Source organism: Desulfocurvus sp. (assembly GCF_023230885.1).
In the GTDB taxonomy this organism is placed as follows: domain Bacteria; phylum Desulfobacterota; class Desulfovibrionia; order Desulfovibrionales; family Desulfovibrionaceae; genus Desulfocurvus.
Map to the genome: position 1 here is coordinate 1 of NZ_JALNWM010000048.1, position 17,897 is coordinate 17,897.

At 71.4% G+C, this 17,897-nt stretch carries 17 protein-coding genes and 1 pseudogene; 10 read left to right on the top strand and 8 right to left on the bottom strand.

The genetic code is table 11. The features are described 5' to 3' along the window. From M0P34_RS05215 to thiM, 4 genes and pseudogenes are all read right to left on the bottom strand, one after another. Window positions 1-253: pseudogene (locus M0P34_RS05215) on the bottom strand (hypothetical protein); the annotation flags it as partial. Continuing rightward, entirely contained in the window at window positions 235-1,452 is a 1,218-nt protein-coding gene (locus tag M0P34_RS05220) for a PLP-dependent aminotransferase family protein (protein ID WP_291497100.1), read from the bottom strand. The gene M0P34_RS05220 and the pseudogene M0P34_RS05215, both read right to left, overlap by 19 nt. Before the next feature lie 56 nt (window positions 1,453-1,508). Beyond that, window positions 1,509-2,147, bottom strand: coding sequence for a thiamine phosphate synthase (gene thiE / locus M0P34_RS05225; RefSeq protein ID WP_291497102.1), 639 nt, complete (start codon window positions 2,145-2,147; stop codon window positions 1,509-1,511). Then, window positions 2,147-3,001, bottom strand: coding sequence for a hydroxyethylthiazole kinase (gene thiM, locus M0P34_RS05230; protein ID WP_291497104.1), 855 nt, complete (start codon window positions 2,999-3,001; stop codon window positions 2,147-2,149). Before thiM ends, thiE begins: the two co-directional genes overlap by 1 nt. A 229-nt stretch (window positions 3,002-3,230) precedes the next feature. On the opposite strand from thiM, the gene M0P34_RS05235 reads away from it, so the two are divergent. The 5 genes from M0P34_RS05235 to M0P34_RS05255 all read left to right on the top strand — a co-directional run bounded on the left by M0P34_RS05235 (window position 3,231) and on the right by M0P34_RS05255 (window position 8,586). Continuing rightward, the gene (locus tag M0P34_RS05235; RefSeq protein ID WP_291497106.1) at window positions 3,231-3,494 is read left to right on the top strand and encodes a metal-sensing transcriptional repressor; all 264 of its coding nucleotides are present in this window, start codon (window positions 3,231-3,233) and stop codon (window positions 3,492-3,494) included. A 212-nt stretch (window positions 3,495-3,706) separates the two neighbouring features. Continuing rightward, entirely contained in the window at window positions 3,707-5,626 is a 1,920-nt protein-coding gene (locus M0P34_RS05240; RefSeq protein WP_291497108.1) for a cation-translocating P-type ATPase, read from the top strand. A gap of 148 nt (window positions 5,627-5,774) precedes the next feature. After that, window positions 5,775-6,650, top strand: coding sequence for a protein-glutamate O-methyltransferase CheR (locus M0P34_RS05245; protein ID WP_291497110.1), 876 nt, complete (start codon window positions 5,775-5,777; stop codon window positions 6,648-6,650). An 83-nt stretch (window positions 6,651-6,733) separates the two neighbouring features. After that, window positions 6,734-7,795, top strand: coding sequence for an HDOD domain-containing protein (locus M0P34_RS05250; protein WP_291497112.1), 1,062 nt, complete (start codon window positions 6,734-6,736; stop codon window positions 7,793-7,795). A 158-nt stretch (window positions 7,796-7,953) separates the two neighbouring features. Beyond that, window positions 7,954-8,586 (top strand): chemotaxis protein CheX, encoded by a 633-nt coding sequence (locus M0P34_RS05255; protein ID WP_291497114.1) that lies wholly within the window; start codon window positions 7,954-7,956, stop codon window positions 8,584-8,586. Between the two features lie 469 nt (window positions 8,587-9,055). Here M0P34_RS05255 and M0P34_RS05260 read toward each other — a convergent pair whose 3' ends face one another. The 3 genes from M0P34_RS05260 to M0P34_RS05270 form a co-directional block, all read right to left on the bottom strand. Then, window positions 9,056-10,048 carry a diguanylate cyclase gene (locus tag M0P34_RS05260; RefSeq protein ID WP_291497116.1) on the bottom strand — a complete coding sequence of 331 codons (993 nt, stop codon included), beginning with the start codon at window positions 10,046-10,048 and terminating at the stop codon, window positions 9,056-9,058. Window positions 10,049-10,092: 44 nt separating this feature from the next. Then, entirely contained in the window at window positions 10,093-11,049 is a 957-nt protein-coding gene (locus tag M0P34_RS05265; RefSeq protein ID WP_291497118.1) for an MBL fold metallo-hydrolase, read from the bottom strand. Between the two features lie 112 nt (window positions 11,050-11,161). After that, window positions 11,162-12,409 carry an HD domain-containing protein gene (locus tag M0P34_RS05270; RefSeq protein WP_291497120.1) on the bottom strand — a complete coding sequence of 416 codons (1,248 nt, stop codon included), beginning with the start codon at window positions 12,407-12,409 and terminating at the stop codon, window positions 11,162-11,164. A 501-nt stretch (window positions 12,410-12,910) separates the two neighbouring features. Here M0P34_RS05270 and rplM point away from each other — a divergent pair. The 3 genes from rplM to M0P34_RS05285 all read left to right on the top strand — a co-directional run bounded on the left by rplM (window position 12,911) and on the right by M0P34_RS05285 (window position 15,164). Continuing rightward, window positions 12,911-13,339, top strand: coding sequence for a 50S ribosomal protein L13 (gene rplM, locus M0P34_RS05275; RefSeq protein WP_291497122.1), 429 nt, complete (start codon window positions 12,911-12,913; stop codon window positions 13,337-13,339). A gap of 23 nt (window positions 13,340-13,362) precedes the next feature. After that, window positions 13,363-13,755, top strand: coding sequence for a 30S ribosomal protein S9 (rpsI, locus tag M0P34_RS05280; RefSeq protein ID WP_291497124.1), 393 nt, complete (start codon window positions 13,363-13,365; stop codon window positions 13,753-13,755). Window positions 13,756-13,871: 116 nt separating this feature from the next. Next, a complete protein-coding gene (locus M0P34_RS05285; RefSeq protein ID WP_291497127.1) occupies window positions 13,872-15,164 on the top strand; it encodes a radical SAM protein in 1,293 nt (430 codons plus the stop codon). A gap of 84 nt (window positions 15,165-15,248) precedes the next feature. On the opposite strand, the gene purM is transcribed toward M0P34_RS05285, so the two are convergent. Beyond that, window positions 15,249-16,313, bottom strand: coding sequence for a phosphoribosylformylglycinamidine cyclo-ligase (gene purM, locus M0P34_RS05290; RefSeq protein WP_291497129.1), 1,065 nt, complete (start codon window positions 16,311-16,313; stop codon window positions 15,249-15,251). 92 nt (window positions 16,314-16,405) lie between these two features. Here purM and M0P34_RS05295 point away from each other — a divergent pair, with 92 nt between their 5' ends. Further along, entirely contained in the window at window positions 16,406-16,726 is a 321-nt protein-coding gene (locus M0P34_RS05295; protein ID WP_291497131.1) for a hypothetical protein, read from the top strand. A 35-nt stretch (window positions 16,727-16,761) separates the two neighbouring features. Further along, window positions 16,762-17,784, top strand: a complete 1,023-nt coding sequence (gene amrS / locus M0P34_RS05300; RefSeq protein WP_291497136.1) for an AmmeMemoRadiSam system radical SAM enzyme — start codon at window positions 16,762-16,764, stop codon at window positions 17,782-17,784. The last annotated feature ends 113 nt before the right edge of the window (window positions 17,785-17,897 follow it).

Genomic DNA, 17,897 nt, shown 5'->3' on the forward strand with positions numbered 1-17,897 from the left:
AGCCCGGGGCGGCGGGCGGGGCGCCCTCCTCCGTGGTCAGGCCCATGAAGCCCAGGGGCGCGCCGTCCGCGTCGCGGGCCACGGTCAGGGCCGCGCCGGGCAGGTATTCCCGGCGCACCAGCCGCGAATAGAACTCCAGGTCCCCGGGGGCGAGGAAGTCGTGGGTGGCGCGCACGGCGGCCAGCCACAGGGCGTGCAGGGCGTCCAGGTCCCGCGCCCGCCCGGGGCCCAGGGTCAGGCCGTGGCCGCGCACGGGCCGCAGCCGCCCTGGCGCGCCGCCAGGTATTCCTCCAGGCAGCGCCCCAGGCGGCGCATGCCCTCCTCGATACGCTCGGGCTCGGAGTTGGTGTAGTTCAGGCGCAGGGTGTTGTCGCCGCTGCCATCCACATAGAACGGCCGCCCGGGCACGAAGGCCACCTTGCAGCGGATGGCCCGCTCGAACAGCTCCATGGACGAATAGCCCTCGGGCATCACCGCCCAGAGGAACATGCCGCCCTCGGCGCGCGTCAGGCGCACCTCCGGGGGCAGGTGCCGCGCGGCGGCCTCCTGCATGGCCCGGCACTGCCTGCCGTAGCACTCGCGGATGCGCGCGATGTGCGCGTCCAGGTCGTTGGTTTCCAGGTAGCGGTACACGATGCGCTGGGTCACGGTGCTGGTGTGCAGGTCGCTGGCCTGCTTCACGCGCACCAGGGCGTCGCGCAGCGGACCCCGGGCCACGATCCAGCCGATGCGAAAACCCGGGGCGCAGACCTTGGAGAAGGAGCCGGTGAGTACGCTGTTCTCGGGCCGCAGGGCGTAGACAGGGGGCTGGTGCTCCCCGGCGAAGCGCAGCTCGCCGTAGGGGTCGTCCTCGGCGAAGAAGGTGTCCGTGCCCGCCAGGAGCTCGGCCACGGCGCGGCGCTTGGCCGGGCCGTAGGTCAGCCCCGAGGGGTTCTGGAAATTGGTCACGGCGTAGAAGGCCTTGACGCCGCGCGCAAGCTCGCGCTCCAGGACCTCCAGGTCCGGCCCGTCGTCCTCCAGGGGCACGGTGCGGAACTCGGGCTCGAAGACCGAGAATGCCTGGATGGCGCCCAGGTAGCCCGGGGCCTCCATGAGCACGGGCGAACCCTTGTCGATGAGCACCTTGCCCATCAGATCCAGGGCCTGCTGGGAGCCGGTGGTGACCAGGATGTCGTCGGCGGTCACGTCCAGGCCCTTGCGCTCGCGGTAGCGCGCGGCGATCCACTCGCGCAGGGGCGCGTGGCCCTCGGTGGTGGAGTATTGCAGGGTGGTGCGGCCCTCCTCGCCGATGACGTGCGCGGCGGCCTCGGCCAGCTCGCGCATGGGGAACAGGCCCGGGTTGGGCAGGCCCCCGGCGAAGGAAATGACCTGCGGGTCGGCGGTGACCTTGAGGATTTCGCGGATGAACGAACGGTGCACGGAGCTCATCCGTGCGGCAAAGGGAGAAGACATGGGCCAAGGCTCCTTCGGGAGGAAGGTTCTGGTTGCGCCGTGCGGGAACGGCGGTTTCAGCGCGCCGCGTCCGCAGCGGCTCGCAAATCTGCCGCCGCGCGCCGGGGGTCGGACGCGCGGCAGATGGCCGACACCACGGCCAGCCCGTCGGCCCCGGCGCGCAGCACGTCGGCGGCGTTGGCCGGGCCGATGCCGCCGATGGCCACCAGGGGCCGGGCCGTGGCGGCGCGCAGCCGGGCCAGGCCCTCCAGGCCCCAGGCCGGGCCGGTGTCGGTCTTGGTCGGCGTGGCGAACACGGGGCTCACGCCGTAGTAGTCCACGTCCAGCCCCCGGGCGGCCTCGGCCTGGGCCGGGGTCTCCACCGACAGGCCGATCACGGCCTGCGGCCCCAGCAGGCGCCGGGCGTCGTCCGGGTGCATGTCGCCCTGGCCAACATGGACCCCGTGGGCCCCGGCCGCCAGGGCCACGTCCACCCGGTCGTTGACCAGCACCAGGGCGCCGCTGCCCTCCAGGGCGGCGAGCACCTCGCGGGCCAGGGCCACGAAGGCCCGGGTGCCCAGGGTCTTCTCGCGCAGCTGGACCACCCGCGCGCCCCCGGCCACGGCCAGGCGCGCCGTGGCGACCACGCCCCGCCCCGCGCACTGGGCCGCGTCGGTGACCAGGTAGACCGTGTAGTCCGGCGCCGGGCGGCCCATCACCCCTCCACGCGCACCTGGGCCTCCAGGTCGGCGCGGTCCAGGGTGTAGAGGGTATCCAGGAACTGCGCCTGCATGCCGCCCGGCCCCTGGGAGCGGGCGGCGGCCGCGCCCCCGGCGGCGGACATCACGGCCATGCCCGCCACGGCGGCCTCGAAGGGATCGGGCACCACGGCGGCGAAGGCCCCCGTCAGGGCCGTAGCCGTGCAGCCCATGCCCGTGACCAGGGTCATGAGCTCGCTGCCGCCGGAAACAAAGGCCGTGCGCCGCGCGTCGGCCACGGTGTCCACCGCCCCGCTGACCACCACCACGCAGCCCGCGGCCCGCGCCACGGCCCGGGCCACCTCCTCCACGCCGCGCCCGGAGTGGGCGCTGTCCACACCGCGCGTGGCCCCCGCGCCGGCCATGATCGCCTCCAGGCGCGCGGAGTCCACGGCGTCCAGGGCCCCGGCCACGGCCAGGATCTCCGAGGCGTTGCCGCGCAGGATGGCCGGGCGGACCTCGTGCAGCAGGTCCAGGGTCGTGCGGGTGCGCATGCGCGAGGCTCCGGCGCCCACGGGGTCGAGCACCACGGGCACCCCGCGCCCGGCCGCCGCGCGCCCGGCCAGAAGCATGCTGCCGACCCACGGGCCGCTCAGGGTGCCGATGTTGAGCACCAGGGCTCCGGCCAGGGCCGCCAGCTCCTCCACTTCCTCGGGGGCGTGGGCCATGACCGGCGAGGCGCCCAGGGCCAGCAGGGCGTTGGCCGTGACGTTCATGACCACGAAATTGGTGATGTTGTGCACCAGGGGCCGCTCGGCGCGCACCCGCTCCAGGGCGGAGTGGACCGAGGCGATGGCGTTGCTGGCGGGCATGGGCTTCTCCTTGCTTGCGTGGCGCGTGACCTTCCACTGATACGCAAACCGCCCAGGATTTCAAGAGCTCCGGCGCCCGGGAGCGGCGGGGGGCGCATATTTCCCGCGCCGCGCCCCCGGGAGGGCTGTTTTCCTTGACAGCGCGCGCCCCCCGGGCAAGGTTTGGGCATACCCCGGCGGGTAGGCGCCGGGGCAACCGCCGCACCGGAGGCCCGCGATGCGAAAATGCATGGATTCCGCCAACCTGCACCGTCGGCTGAACAAGATAACCGGCCAGCTCAACGCCATCGGCAAGATGATCGACCAGGACGTGCCCTGCGAGGAGGTCCTCATCCAGGTCAACGCCGCCAAGAGCGCCCTGCACAAGGTCGGGCAGATCATCCTCGAAGGGCACCTCAGCCACTGCGTGCGCGACGGCATCGAGCACGGCGACGCCGACAAGACCATCGAACGCTTCGCCAAGGCCGTGGAACACTTCTCGCGCCTGTCCTGAACGCCGCACGCGCGCGCCCGCGCCGGGCATGGCGACTGCCGCTCTTGCTCCCCCGCCCCTGCGCCGCGCGCGAACGCCGCCCCCGCGCGCCCTCCCCCTGCCCCAGCCAGCCGCCCGGCTCCGCCCGGGCGGCTTTTTTTGGCGTTGACAGGCCCGCCCCTCCAGGCATACCCATACCCCCTATGGGTATCTAAAACAGGAGGGACGCCACCTTGCACCGTCTGCTCGCCTTTCTCGACAAGGACAACCGGCTGGAAATCCTGCTGCTGGCCGTTTCGGGGCTGGCCCTGGGGGCCAGCTTCCTGGCCGGGGAGGCCCTGGCCGCGGACCCGGCCTGGGCGGCCGTGGTGCTCTGCGGCGCGCCGATCATCAAGGAGGCCGCCACGGGGCTGTTCACACGGCTCGACATCAAGGCCGACGTGCTGGTCTCCCTGGCGCTCGTCGCCGCGGTGGCCATCGGCGAGGTGTTCGCCGCCGGGGAAATAGCCTGCATCATGCGCCTGGGCTCGCTGCTGGAGGAACGCACCGTGGCCAAGGCGCGGGCGGGCATCGAGCGCCTGGTGCGCCTGACCCCGCGCACGGCGCGGGTGGTCGATGGCGGCGCCGGGCGCGTGGTGCCCGCCGAGGAGGTCCGCGTGGGCCAGGTTCTGCGCGTGCAGCCCGGGGAGGCCGTGGCCGTGGACGGCGTGATCACCGCCGGGCGGACGGCCATCGACCAGTCGGTGATGACCGGCGAGTCCCTGCCCGTGGACAAGGGGCCCGGCGACGAGGTCTTCAGCGGCACGGTGAACCAGTTCGGATCCTTCGACATGCGCGCCGAGCGGGTCGGGCAGGACAGCGCCCTGCAACGCATGATCCGCCTGGTGGAGTCGGCCGACGCGGGCAAGGCGCGCATCGTGGCCGCCGCCGACCGCTGGGCGACCTGGATCGTGGCCCTGGCCCTGGCCTGCGCCGGGGGCACCTGGCTGGTCACCGGCGAGGTCATCCGCGCCGTGACCATCCTGGTGGTCTTCTGCCCCTGCGCCCTGGTGCTGGCCACGCCGACGGCCATCATGGCCGCCATCGGCAACGCCACGCGCCACGGCGTGCTCGTGCGCCAGGGCGACGCCCTGGAGCGCCTGGCCTCCGTGCGCCGCCTGGCCCTGGACAAGACCGGCACCCTGACCCACGGCGCGCCGCAGGTCACGGCCGTGGAAAGCCTGGACCCCGCCCTGGGGCCCGGAGCCCTGCTGGCCCTGGCGGCCTCGGCGGAGTTGCGCTCGGAGCACCCCCTGGGCCGGGCCGTCGTGGCCCACTGGCTGGCCCAGGGCCGCCAGCCCCCGCGCGAGCCCGAGGATTTCGCCATGCTCCCGGGCCGGGGCGTGCGGGCCCTGGTGGACGGCGCGCGCGTGCTGGCGGGCAACGCCAGGCTCCTGGAGGAGCACGGCGCGGCCCTGCCCCCGGCCCTGGCCGAGGCCGTGCGCCGCCACGCAGCCGAGGGCGCCACGGCGGTGCTCCTGGCCGTGGACGGCCGGGCCGTGGGCCTCGTGGCCCTGGCCGACACCCTGCGCGAGGCCGCCCCGGCCATGATCCGCGACGTGCGGGCCCTGGGGCTCACCCCCGTGCTGCTCACGGGCGACCACGAGCAGGCCGCGCTCCACATCGCCCGGCAGGCGGGCATCGCCGAGGTCCAGCCCGGGTGCCTGCCCGAGGACAAGCTGGCCCTCATCGACCACTACCAGGACCGCGGCCAGCCCGTGGCCATGCTCGGCGACGGGATCAACGACGCCCCGGCCCTGCGCCGGGCCCATGTGGGCGTGGCCATGGGCGGCGTGGGCAGCGACATCGCCGTGGACGCGGCGGACATGGTCCTGGTGGGCGACGACCTCGCGCCCCTGCCCCATGTGGTGGCCCTCGCCCGGCGGATGATGCGCACCATCCACCTGAACATGGCCCTGGCCATGCTCCTGAACGCCGTGGCCACGGTCCTGTCCATGCAGGGGCTCATGGGGCCGGTGGCCGGAGCCCTGGTGCACAACGCGGGCTCGGTGCTGGTCGTGCTCAACTCCACCCTGCTGCTGCGCTGGGCCCCGCGCGCGGAGCCGGAACCGGCCGCCCCGCCCCGGGCGCGGGCCGCGGCCGCCGGCCGCTGATCCCGCCGCAATCCCCGTTTTGCGCGGCCCTGCCCCGCTTCTTGCGCGGGCAGGGCTTTTTTTACGCTGGCGGGCTTCCCCAGGTGCCCCGGCTGTGGTACTTTGGGTGCCACTGGAGCATCGTATCCGACTGGAAGGAGAGACATCCATGGGAGTTCTGGGCAGCTCGCTCACCCTGCGCAAGCAGCCGAAAATCAGCGACACCGAGTTCGCGCAGCTGCGCGATTTCATCTACGACAAGACCGGCATCAGCATCCCGGACAAGCGCAAATACCTGCTGGAAAACCGCCTGGGCACCCGGCTGCAGGAGCTGAACCTCGCCTCGTTCAAGGACTACTACGACTACCTGCGCCTGGACGCCAACAGGACCAGGGAGATGGACGCGCTGTGCGAGCGCATCACCACCAACGAGACGAGCTTCTTCCGCGACATCAAGCAGCTGACCATGTTCAAGGACCACATCCTGCGCGAGACCATCGAACGCCAGGAACAGGCCGGGCGCAAGGAGCTGTCCATCTGGTCCGCCGGGTGCTCGTCGGGCGAGGAGCCCTACACCCTGGCCATCATGCTGCATGAGGTCCTTGGCATGTCCATCATCGGCTGGCGCATCCGCATCACGGCCAACGACCTCTCGCCGGCCATGCTGGAAAAATGCCGCCGGGGAGTCTATGGCGACTACGCCTTGCGCACCACGCCCAAGGGCATGCTGACCAAGTATTTCGACGACGTGGGCGGCGGCGAGTTCAAAATCAAGTCCAAGGTCCAGAAGCTGGTCAGCTTCGGGCCCATCAACCTGTCGGACCGCGCCCAGGTGCGGCGCGTGCCGCCCTCGCAGATCGTGTTCTGCCGCAACGTGATCATCTATTTCGACGATGTGATGAAAAAGCAGGTCGTCTCGTCGTTCTACGACAACCTCGTGCCCGGGGGGCACCTGTTCCTGGGGCACTCGGAGAGCATCCACAAGCTGTCCACGGCGTTCCGCCCCGTGTTCAAGCCGGGCGGCATCGCCTACGTCAAGGCCTAGGCCCCGGGCGGCGGGCAGCCCCCGGACGAGGAAAAAGAGCATGGCCGGCCCCGCGCCGCGCCACACAGATACGGAGGACAGGCGTGTACCAGATCGACACCAGCGCCGCGAATTTCCCGGAAGCCGACGACTATGTGCGCGGGTTCTTCCTCTATGTGGACCCGGACCACGAGGCCATGGTCGCCCTGTACCGCGTGACCGTGGCCAGGACGCTGGCGGCCCTGCGCGCGGGCTGGGCCTTCCCGACCATCGACCAGCTCATGCCGCGCAACGTGGAGCACCTGCGCGACATGTTCTACCAGGAGCAGCAGGGCGGCGCCCGCGAGATGGTCGACGCCGAGACCAAGATCGCCTCCTTCCCCGACGTGTACTTCCGCCTGCGCGAGGTGCTCGACCGGCCCACCAGCTCCGCCGACGACGTGGCCGACGTGGTCGGCACCGACGTGGCCCTGACGGCCAAGCTGCTCAAGCTGGTGAACAGCCCGCTCTACGCCTTCGCCGAGCCCATCGACTCCGTGTCCCACGCCGTGTCCCTGCTGGGCGTGCGCGAGGTATCCAACCTCGCCCTGGGCATCTCGACCATCAATTTCTTCAAGGACATCCCGCCCGAGCTGATCGACATGCGCACCTTCTGGAAGCATTCCCTCAGCGTGGGCATCTTCTCCAAGCTCCTGGCCGCCCGGGTGCGCGGGGCCAACACCGAGCGGCTGTTCACCGCCGGGCTGCTGCACGACGTGGGGCGGCTCATCCTGTTCAAGAAGCTGCCCTACGCCTCCACCCAGGCATTGATCCACGCGCGCTCCAACATGCTGCCCGTGGTCGACGCCGAGACAGACGTGTTCGGCTACGACCACACCAACGTGGGCCAGACCCTGCTGGCGGCCTGGAACTTCCCCCAGGAGATGACCGACCTGGTGCGCTTCCACCACACGCCCATGCAGGCGCCCATCCCGCTGGACGCCGCCATCGTCCAGGTGGCCGACAACCTGGCCAACGCCGCCGAAATCCCGGCCGGCGGCAAGTTCGTACTGCCCGGGCTCGCCCCCGGGGCCTGGGAGCTGCTCGGCCTGGGGCCCGACTCCATCGAGCCGCTCATGGAGCTGTACGACCTGCACATCGAGGAGGTCACCGAAACCTTCCTCTAGGGCGGGCCCCCGGTTGCGGGCTTGCCTTCGCGGCACCGAGCGACTATAATTTCAAATGCGCCCGCCTCATGGCGGGCGCAGTGGTCCCCGCCCCCACCGGGCCGCACCGGGCCGGGACGGTTCCGCCCGCCCCCAGTCAACAGCAAAGCCAGGCGGCCATGACCATCAAATACAACGTCGCGTTCATCAACCCCTTCCTGGAAGCCGTCATCAACGTGCTCTCCACCATGGCCATGGTCTCCGCCACGCCCGGGCGCCCGTATATCAACACCCGGCGTACCTCCCAGTGCGACGTGACCGGGCTCATCGGCATCACCGGCCACGCCGAGGGCACCATCGCCCTGTCCCTGTCCAAGGGCGCCATCCTGCGCATCGTCGGCAACATGATCGGCGAGGAATACACCGACCTGAACAACGACATCGCCGACGCCGTGGGCGAGCTGACCAACATGATCGCCGGGCAGGCCCGCCAGAACCTGTCCGTCCTGGGCCTGAACTTCCGGGCCTCCACGCCCTCGGTGGTCATCGGCAAGGGCCTGCGCGTGGCGCATCCGGCCTCGGGGCCCATCCTGACCATCCCCTTCACCACCCCCGACGGCGACCTGGTGGTGGAGGTCTGCTTCGTGCGCGCCCAGGAGGTGGCCGTGGGCAAGGAGGTGGCCGCCAAGGCCCCCGACGCCAAGGCCAAGCCCCCCGAGGCCCCCGAGGCCAAGGCCGCCGCCCCCGAGCCCGCCCCGGGCCCCAAGCAGGAAAAGATGGACCAGAACGCCATCGACAAGTTCTTCGACTAGCCCCCGCCGCCGCGCCCCGGGGCGCCCGGAACCCGCGCCCGGGCCAGGCCCCGGCTTCCGGGGGCGAAGCTTTGGGGGGCGGCGCCAGCGGACAGTCGCACGCCGATGCTCACCGTGCCCCGGTGGGGCGGGGCTTTGGGGATGCGGCGCCAGGGAGCGCCGCCGGGGGCAGCCGCTCCCGGGGGCAAGCCAGGCGCCCGGCACGGCGCCCTCCGGGCGCGGGCACGCGGCGCCGCCGCGCCTGCGGCACCCGGGCCGGGCCCCCCGGCACAGCGCCCCCCGCCGGAAAGGCGCCGGGGAGGGGAAGAACTCCCGCTCAGACAGGCCCCAGGCGCCATGAACGGACAGGCCGGATTCCATATGGAATCCGGCCTGTCCGTTCATGGCGCCGCCGTCCCGGGCGCGGCGCCGTCCGGGCGCCATGCCGGTGGCGGGGGGCGGCCAGGGGCGCCGCCCCGCAGAAGCCGCGCTACCCGGCCACCACGGCCCGGTCGCGCCCGCCCTCCTTGGCGGCATAGAGGGCGGCGTCGGCGCGGGCGAAGAGGCTCTCGGCGGCCTGCCCGGGGCCGTCGGCCTGGGCGATGCCCGCGCTCACGGTGATGCGCAGGGGCGGCTCGATGCCCGGAAAGGTCATGGCCGCGGCCGCGTGGCGCACGCCTTCGACGATCTCCAGGGCCCGGGCGCTCGCCGTGGCGGGCATGATCAGGGTGAACTCCTCGCCGCCATAGCGGCAGGCGAGGTCGTGCCCGGGGCGCACGCCCCGGCGCACGGTGCGGGCGAACTCGCGCAGCACGAGGTCGCCCGTGGCGTGGCCCCAGGTGTCGTTGACGCGCTTGAAGTGGTCGATGTCGAAAACCACAAGGCACAGGCTGGCCCCGGGGCGCAGGGCGGCCAGTTCCTCGGCCATGCGCGCGTCGTAGAAGCGGCGCATGTACAGCCCGGTGAGGCCGTCGACCATGGCCAGCTCGAAGAGCCGGGCGTTGTCCAGGCTCACGGCCAGCACCGTGGCCACCAGCCGCAGGGAGGCCAGGACATCGGGGGCGGCGGAGGCGGCATCCAGGGTCAGGGCGCCAAGGATCAGCCCGCTGGAGGCCACCACGGGCAGCACCAGGCAGCCCTGGCCGGGGGCGGGCCCGGCGGGCAGCGGAGCCGGGGCGCCGGGCAGCGCGTCGAAGGCCATGTCGCGCTTTTCGGCGAACACGCGCCCGAAGGCCCCTTCCGCCACGGGCACGGTCAGCTCCGGACGGGCCGAGGCGTTGCCGGAAAAAACGCGGTCCAGGGTCAGGGTGGCACCGTCGGAAGCCAGGGTCCACAGGGCCGCGCGCGGCGCGGCGGCGAAATCGGCCAGGGTTTCCAGGGCCATGTCGGCGACGGTGTCGCGGTCCGATGCCTGGGCCAGCATCCGCGAGGCGAAGTTGAGCAGGAGCAGGGTCTCGCCCAGGTCGGTTTGGGACGCATGCATGGCGGCTCCTTGCCCGGCCGGGCCGGGAGGATTCGAGGTCCGGCTCACAGTTCCACGACCATGCCGTCGCGGGCCATGAGCACTTCCAGGGGGGTTTCGGGCATGAACAGCCGGGCGTAGCGGCAGGTTTCGTCGTGGAAGGCCTCGATGGAGGCGTCGTCCAGGGTGGGTTCCTGGTGGAAGAGGCACAGGGCGCGCACTCCGGCGCGCTTGGCCAGCTCCACCCCCGCGATGTTGGAGGAGTGGCCCCAGTCGCGCTTGCTCGTGCTGGCGGCCTGGAAGGTGTACTGGGCGTCGAAGACAAGCAGGTCGGCGCCGCGGATATGCTCCAGGAACGGGTAGTCCGCGGCCTCGGCGTCCTCGCGGTGCTCGCTGTCGGTGGACATGACGAAGCACTTGCCCCGGGCCTCGAAGCGGTAGCCGTATGAGCCCCCGGGGTGGTTCTGGGCGAAGGGGGTCACGGCCATGCCGCCGATCTCGACGCTGCGGCCCGGGGCCAGGGTCTCGAAGCCGATGTCCGCGCCCAGGTCGTCGAAGTTCACGGGGAAGAACGGCGGGGACTGCTGGGTGCGCAGGGCGCGCTCCAGGGCCTCGTGGCAGCCGTGGAAGCGGATCACGTTGCCGGGCACATAGGCCGGGGTGAAGAACGGGAAACCCATGAGGTGGTCCCAGTGCAGGTGGGTCATGATGAAGTCGTAGCGCCCGCCCGAGGGACCGCGCGTGGCCAGGACGGCAAGGCCCAGGTCGCGCAGGCCGGAGCCGCAGTCCACCACAACCACGCCCTCGCCGCCGCCGTCCACCTGCACGCAGCAGGTGTTGGAACCGTAGGTGCCCCACACGGAAAACGGCAGCTCGGAGTCGATGAAGGCGTCCACGTCGGCGCCGGGGCCAAGGCCCTTGCGCGCCGCAGCCCGCAGGGCCCGGGCCACCTTGCGGCGGATGGTCGGGGCGGTGGTGGACACGGGCAGCGATCCGCGGCAGCCCCATACGGTCACTTTCACGGCGGCACCTCCTCTCGGCGCGGCGGCGGTTCGCCTTTTATACAATCGTCGCGGCAGGAGGTCAAAGCAGCGGCGCGGCGAAAGACACGGGAGGGCGCGCGGCGCGGCGGCCCTAGTCGAAGTCGGCCAGCAGGGCGCCGACGTGCAGCTCGTCGCCCAGGGCGTAGGTCTGGTACTGCTGGCGCAGGCGCCAGACGGCCTGCTGGAGCTGGTCGGACGAGATGCCGTTGCGCAGGGCGGAATATGCCTCCACGAAGGCCGCCAGGCTGTCGCAGACCTTGATCAGCTCGCCGTCCTTGGGGTCCTGGTCGTCGCGGTTGGCGGGCCCCTGAAGCTCCTCCCAGGTCACGGGGCGGACCGCGCCGTCCCGCACGGCCACGGCCTGGAACTCCGAGCCCGTCTCGCGGCCGAGGAAATAGCCCAGCCGCGCGGACAGGTCGGCAAAGCCCCCGGCCTCCAGGGGCCCGTAGACCCGCCGGGCCAGCTCGCTCTCCTCGTACTGGCGGATGAGGTCGCCGATGGTGCGCACGGATTTTTTCACCGGCGAGATGATGTCGCGGGTGAGCACCTCGGGCAGGTCGTGGAACAGCCCGGCGAAGAAGTTGTTCTGCCTGCGCGCCGGGCAGGCGCCCACGGACAGGCTGAAGAACCAGGCATAGGCCGCGACGATGAACAGGTGGCCCAGCACGGAGGTTTCGGGGATGCGCGGGGTCTGGGACCAGCGCGTCTGGAAGCGCAGCTGGCCGCACAGGTGGGCGAAGCGGCCCAGAACGGACTCGGGCCCGGCCAGCAGGTCGCCCACGCCGCGCAGGTCGGTGAAGCGGCCCAGCCCGTCGACGAAGGACTGCTCGATGCCGGCCTTTTCGTCGTCCCAGGGGCCCAGGTCCTTGATGAGGTTGAACTCCCAGCTCGAGGCGTAGAGGTGGGCGGCGTCGAGGATGCGCCCGGCCAGCCCGGCCTGGCCCTGGGGCAGGGACAACCGGGCCCGGAAGCGGTCCCAGAACTCGCGGCCCACGGGCAGCAGCAGGGGTTCGAGCTGGTCGAGGACCCAGGCCGTGAGCTGGCGGTGGTGCTCGGGATTCTCCTTGATCTTGTAGAAGATGGGCGGCTTGATGTCGGTTATGACCAGGCGGTAGAAATAGTCGAACAGGCCGCCCTCGACCACGGCGTCGCCCAGCTCGCGGCGCCGGGCGGGCGTCATGTCCCGCGAGTTGAGCATGAAGAGCATCCAGGCGGCCATCATCTTGTGGGCCTGCTTGTCCACTTCCAGCAGTTCCACCGGACGCAGCTTGTCGTTCCAGCGCTTCATGGTCGTGCCGGAGAAAATGAATTGCAGCAGGCTCTTGCGGATGATCGGCATGGCGGCTCCCGTTATGGGCCCCACCCTATCCCGCAGGCGGGCAAAGCTCAAGGCCGACGGCGCCGCCGCAGGGGCCCCGCGACGGGCGCCGGGCAGGCGCCCAGGCGCGGGCTCCGGTCGTGGACGTGGACGGCATAACTGGCTCGCTGCCGAGGCGCCGCGCGCGGGCTCCGGGTGCGGACATGGCCGCATGGCCGCGCGCATATTGGCGCCCCCCCCGCGCGGAGGCTCCCCGCCAGCGTTCACCGCAACTCGCCAGCGCGGATCGCCGGTGCCCCGGGCGGGATCCCCGTGCCGGGCTGGCAGGGGCGCAGCCCGCGCGGGCCGGGGCCCGACGCCCCGCCCCGCGAAAAAGGCCCTCCAGGGGCTTCCCAAGCGGAAATTTTTCGGGTAGGTTTCCGGTCCCTGTTACGTTTCGCGCCGTATACAATTTCGATTGACAGCCCGGTGCAAAGCTCTTAAGGAGCTTTGTTTCCGACTTCATGACCCGAGGAGCTTCCTATGAAGACATATAGCCCCAAGCAGGGCGAAATCGCCCGCGAGTGGTTCGTGGTCGACGCGCAGGACAAAATCCTGGGCCGCCTGGCCACCCAGATCGCCACGCGGCTGCGCGGCAAGCACAAGCCCGAGTACGCCCCGCACATGGACACCGGCGACTTCGTCGTGGTGGTCAACGCCGAGAAGATCAAGGTCACCGGCGCCAAGCTGGAACAGAAGAAATACTACAGCCACTCCGGCTATGTCGGCGGCATCCGCGAGATCGCCCTCAAGGACCTGCTGGCCAAAAAGCCCGAAGAGGTCATCCGCAAGGCCGTGCGCGGCATGCTGCCCAAGAACCGCATGGGCCGGGCCATGCTCAAGAAGCTGAAAATCTACGCGGGCGGCGAGCATCCCCACGGCGCGCAAGGCCCCAAGCCGCTTGACATCTAGCACGCACCGCAAGGAGTGAGACAATGAGCGAATTCTTCTACGGTACCGGCAAGCGGAAGACCTCCGTCGCCCGGACCCGCATCTACCAGGGCGGGACAGGCCGCATCATCGTCAACGGTCGCCCCTACGAGGAGTACTTCCCCCGGGCCACCCTGCAGATGATCATCCGCCAGCCCCTGAACCTGACCAAGACCCTGGGCAAGTTCGACATCAAGATCAACGTCGACGGCGGCGGCATCGCCGGCCAGGCCCAGGCCGTGCGCCACGGCATCACCCGCGCCCTCATGGAGTTCGACGGCGGCCTGCGCCCCTCCCTGAAGAAGGCCGGGCTGGTCACCCGCGACGCCCGCAAGAAAGAGCGTAAGAAGTACGGCCAGCGCGGCGCCCGCGCCCGGTTCCAGTACTCCAAGCGCTAGGATCGGTTCTCACGCGGTGCTCTTCCGGGCGGGCTTGCGCTTTGCAGGCCCGCCCTTCGCTTTGGCCCCGGGCGGCCCGCTCCGCCGCCCGGCGGCCCCCACCCCTCGGAGGCGCCATGTCCACCGGAACCAAGGTCCAGCCCCGGCTGCTGTTCGCCGACGCCAAGGGCACCATCTACGACGACCCGGACCTGCTGCTGCTGTGCCGCCGGGGCGACGAGCTGGCCCAGCCCCGGCCCCAGGACCTGACCCCCCTGCCCGAGGGCAGCGACGTGTTCCTGCTGCCCGGGCGGCGCGCCGTGGGCCTGGACCCTGAAACAGGGCAGGCCCTGGCCCTGGAGGAGAACGCCGTGGCGGCCTTCGTCTGCCCGGCGCATACCGTCACCGGCGTGGCCGCCTATGCCACCGACCAGGGCGCCCCGCGCCTGCCGCTCATGGCCTACGCCGCCGTGGGCTTCGCCGAGGGCCGCTTCTGGGTCTGCGCCAAGCGGGTGGACGAGGACCGCCGCCAGGTGTTCAGCGGCATCCCCGAGGAGCGCATCGCCCAGGGCGCCCGCAACCTCCTGGCCAAATACCCCAAGAACCGGCTGGTGGCCCACCTGGGCCGCTGCGCCCTGACATTCTGCTGCCCGGCGGCCAAGAACCTGGCCCTGGGCCGCTTCGAGGCTCCGCTGCCCACGGCGCGGACCTGCAACGCCCGCTGCGTGGGCTGCATCTCCCACCAGCCCGAGGACTCGGGCTTCCCCTCGCCCCAGGGCCGCATCACCTTCCGTCCCAGCCCGGCGGAGATCGTGGAGGTCATGGCCGAGCACGCCCGGCGCGAGCGGCGCCGCCCGGTGTACTCCTTCGGCCAGGGCTGCGAGGGCGAGCCGCTGACCGAGGCGCGGACCATCGCCGAGGCCGTAACCCGCTTCCGCGCGGGCGGCGGACGCGGCACGGTGAACGTGAACACCAACGCCAGCCTGCCCGAAACCGTGGAGCCCCTGGCCCGCGCGGGGGTGGATTCCATCCGCGTGTCCATGAACAGCGCCGACCCCGGGCTCTATGCCGCCTACTACCGGCCCCAGGGCTACGACGGGCTGGCCGCCGTGCGCCAGACCGTGGGCCAGGCCAAGGCCCACGGGCTGTTCGTGTCCCTGAACCTGCTGTTCTTCCCCGGCGTGACGGACACCGAGGGCGAGCTGGAGCGCCTGGCGGCCTGGGTCCACGATCTGCGGGTGGACTTCATCCAGCTGCGCAACCTGAACCTGGACCCCGAGCTGTACCTGGAGCTGGCCGCGCCCTTCGTGGGCGGCCCGAGCATGGGCCTGGCCAACTTCAGGAAGCGCCTGAAAAAGCACTGCCCCTGGCTGGAATTCGGCTATTTCAACCCCTACCTGGGCGAGCGCGAGGCCCCGGGGGCGCCGTAGGCCCGGCGTCCCGGTCGCGGCGCATGAAAAAGCCCCGGAAGGCAAGACCTCCCGGGGCTTTTTCGCGCAGCGCGCGCCGCGCCGTCAGCAGGACTCGGGGAAATGGACCACCACCTGCTCGGCGTCGTCCTTGCCCATGCGCTCCACCGTGCCGATGACCCAGGCGCGCTCCTGCATGCCCTCGGCGCGGGACACCACGTCCAGGGCCGCGTCCTCGGGCACGATGAGGATGTAGCCGATGCCGCAGTTGAAGATCTGGAGCATCTCCGGCCAGGTCATGCTCCCGGCCTCGCGCAGCCAGCGGAACACCGGGGGGATGTCCCAGGCGCCGAAATCGATATGCGCCGCAACGCCCCGGGGCAGCACGCGCGGGATGTTGTCGTAGAATCCGCCGCCCGTGACGTGGCACATGCCGCGCACTTCCAGCTCGCGCATCAGGGCGCGCACGGTGCTCACATAGATCTTGGTCGGCGCCAGGAGCACCTGGGCCACCGTGGACTCCGGCTGCCCGGGGAAGGGGTCCTGACCCTTGAGCCCTGCGGCCGCGGCCAGCTTGCGCACCAGGGAGTACCCGTTGGAGTGGACCCCCGAGGAGGCCAGCCCCACGAGCTTGTCGCCGGGGCGCACGGTGGAGCCGTCCACGATGCGCGCGTTGTCCACCACGCCCACGCAGAAGCCGGACAGGTCGTATTCGCCGGGGTTGTAGAAATCGGGCATCTCGGCGGTTTCGCCGCCCAGAAGCGCGCATTCGCCCTGCTTGCAGCCCTCGACCACGCCTTCGAGCACCTTGGCCGCGCGGTCCACGTCCAGCTTGCCCGTCGCAAAATAGTCCAAGAAGAAGAGAGGCTTGGCCCCCTGGACCAGAATGTCGTTGACACTCATGGCCACCAGGTCGATACCGATGGTATCATGGACATCGTACTCGAAGGCCAGCTTGAGCTTGGTGCCCACGCCGTCGGTGGAGGCCACCAGCACGGGCTCTTCCATGGCCGTGGTGTCGAGCTTGAACAGGCCGCCGAATCCGCCGATGTCGGTGATGACGCCGCCGGTGAAGGTCGAGGCGACCATGCTCTTGATACGCGAGACAAAGGCGTTGCCCGCGCCGATGTTCACTCCGGCTTCGGTGTAGGCCTTGCTCCTGTCGGTCATGGGAACGCTCCTTGCAGGGAAAGATCGGGACGCACGGGCGTCGAGGGGTGCGTTATAAGTGTTTCGCGCCCAATCTTCAAGGGAGTATTTTCATGAATAATCACGGCTTTTTCGCGTCTGGCGGGCCCTGGCGGGCCCTGGCCCTGGCGGCGGCCCTGGCGGCGGCCCTGGCCCCCGGCCCGGCCCCGACGGCCAACGCCACGGGCGAGGGCGGCGCCCCGGCGCAAAGCGTCCGGCCCGCCCCCGGGCCCAGGAGCTTCGGCACCGGGAGCGGGGATATCCAGGTCGGCCGCGACCCCGCGACCGGGGCCGAGGTCATCCGCGTGACCCCCGCGCCCCGGGAGGAGCCCCGCTACGATGTGCCGCCCGTGGAGGTCCGCCCGGAAATCCACTGGCCGCCCAAGAAAAAATAGCCCGGGCCCCGGCCCGCGATCCGCCAGGAGGGCGCATGCATCCGGCCCAACTCTGGAAACCCTTGGCGGGCGGCAAGGTCCAGTGCCGCCTGTGCGCCCATTTCTGCGTGCTGGCCGACGGCCAGCGGGGCCAATGCGCCGTGCGCATCAACGACGGCGGCGCCCTGTTCACCCTGGTGGCCGACCGGGTGGCGGCCCTGGCTGCGGACCCGGTGGAAAAGAAGCCCCTGTTCCACTTCCGCCCCGGGACCACGACCCTCAGCCTGGCGACCGTGGGCTGCAACATGAGCTGCGCCTTCTGCCAGAACGCGAGCCTCTCCCAAGGGCCGCGCTCGGGGGAGCCCGTGCAGGGCCGCCCGGCCGACCCGGCGGCCCTGGCCCTGGCCGCGCGGGAGCACGGCTGCGCCAGCCTGTCCTACACCTACTCCGAGCCCACGGTGTTCTTCGAGCTGGCCCGGGCCACGGCCCAGGCCGCCCGGGCCCTGGGGCTGGACAACATCCTGGTCTCCAACGGCTTCATGAGCCCCGAGTGCCTGGAGGCCCTGGGGCCGCTCATCCAGGCGGCCAACATCGATCTCAAGGCCTTCTCCGAGGATTTCTACCGCGAGCTCTGCGGCGCGCGCCTGGGGCCCGTGCTGGACAACCTGCGCCACATCAGGGCCCTTGGCTGGTGGCTGGAGGTGACCACCCTGGTCATTCCGGGCCTCAACGATTCCGACGCCGAGCTGGCGGCCCTGGCGCGGTTCATCGCCACGGAGCTGGGGCCCGACGTGCCCTGGCATGTATCGCGCTTCCATCCGGACCACCGCCTGCGCGGGGTGCCCGCCACGCCGGTGGCGACCCTGGAGCGCGCCTGGCGCCTGGGCCGCGACGCGGGGCTGCGCTTCGTCTATCCCGGCAACGTGCCCGGGCACGACGCCGAGTCCACCCGCTGTCCGGACTGCGGCGCCCTGCTGCTGCGCCGCACGGGCTTTGCGGTGCGCGATGATTTCCTGGGCCACGGCCAGCAGCGCGGCCGCTGCCCCGGATGCGGCCAGCCCGTGGCCGGGGTCTGGTAGCAGCCGGGCGCCCAAAGGAAGCGGGGCGGACCTTGCCAAGGCCCGCCCCGTTCATGCCGCATGGGCACCGCTCCCCGCCCTCGCCGCTTCAGACCACAACGTCCACGGATGCG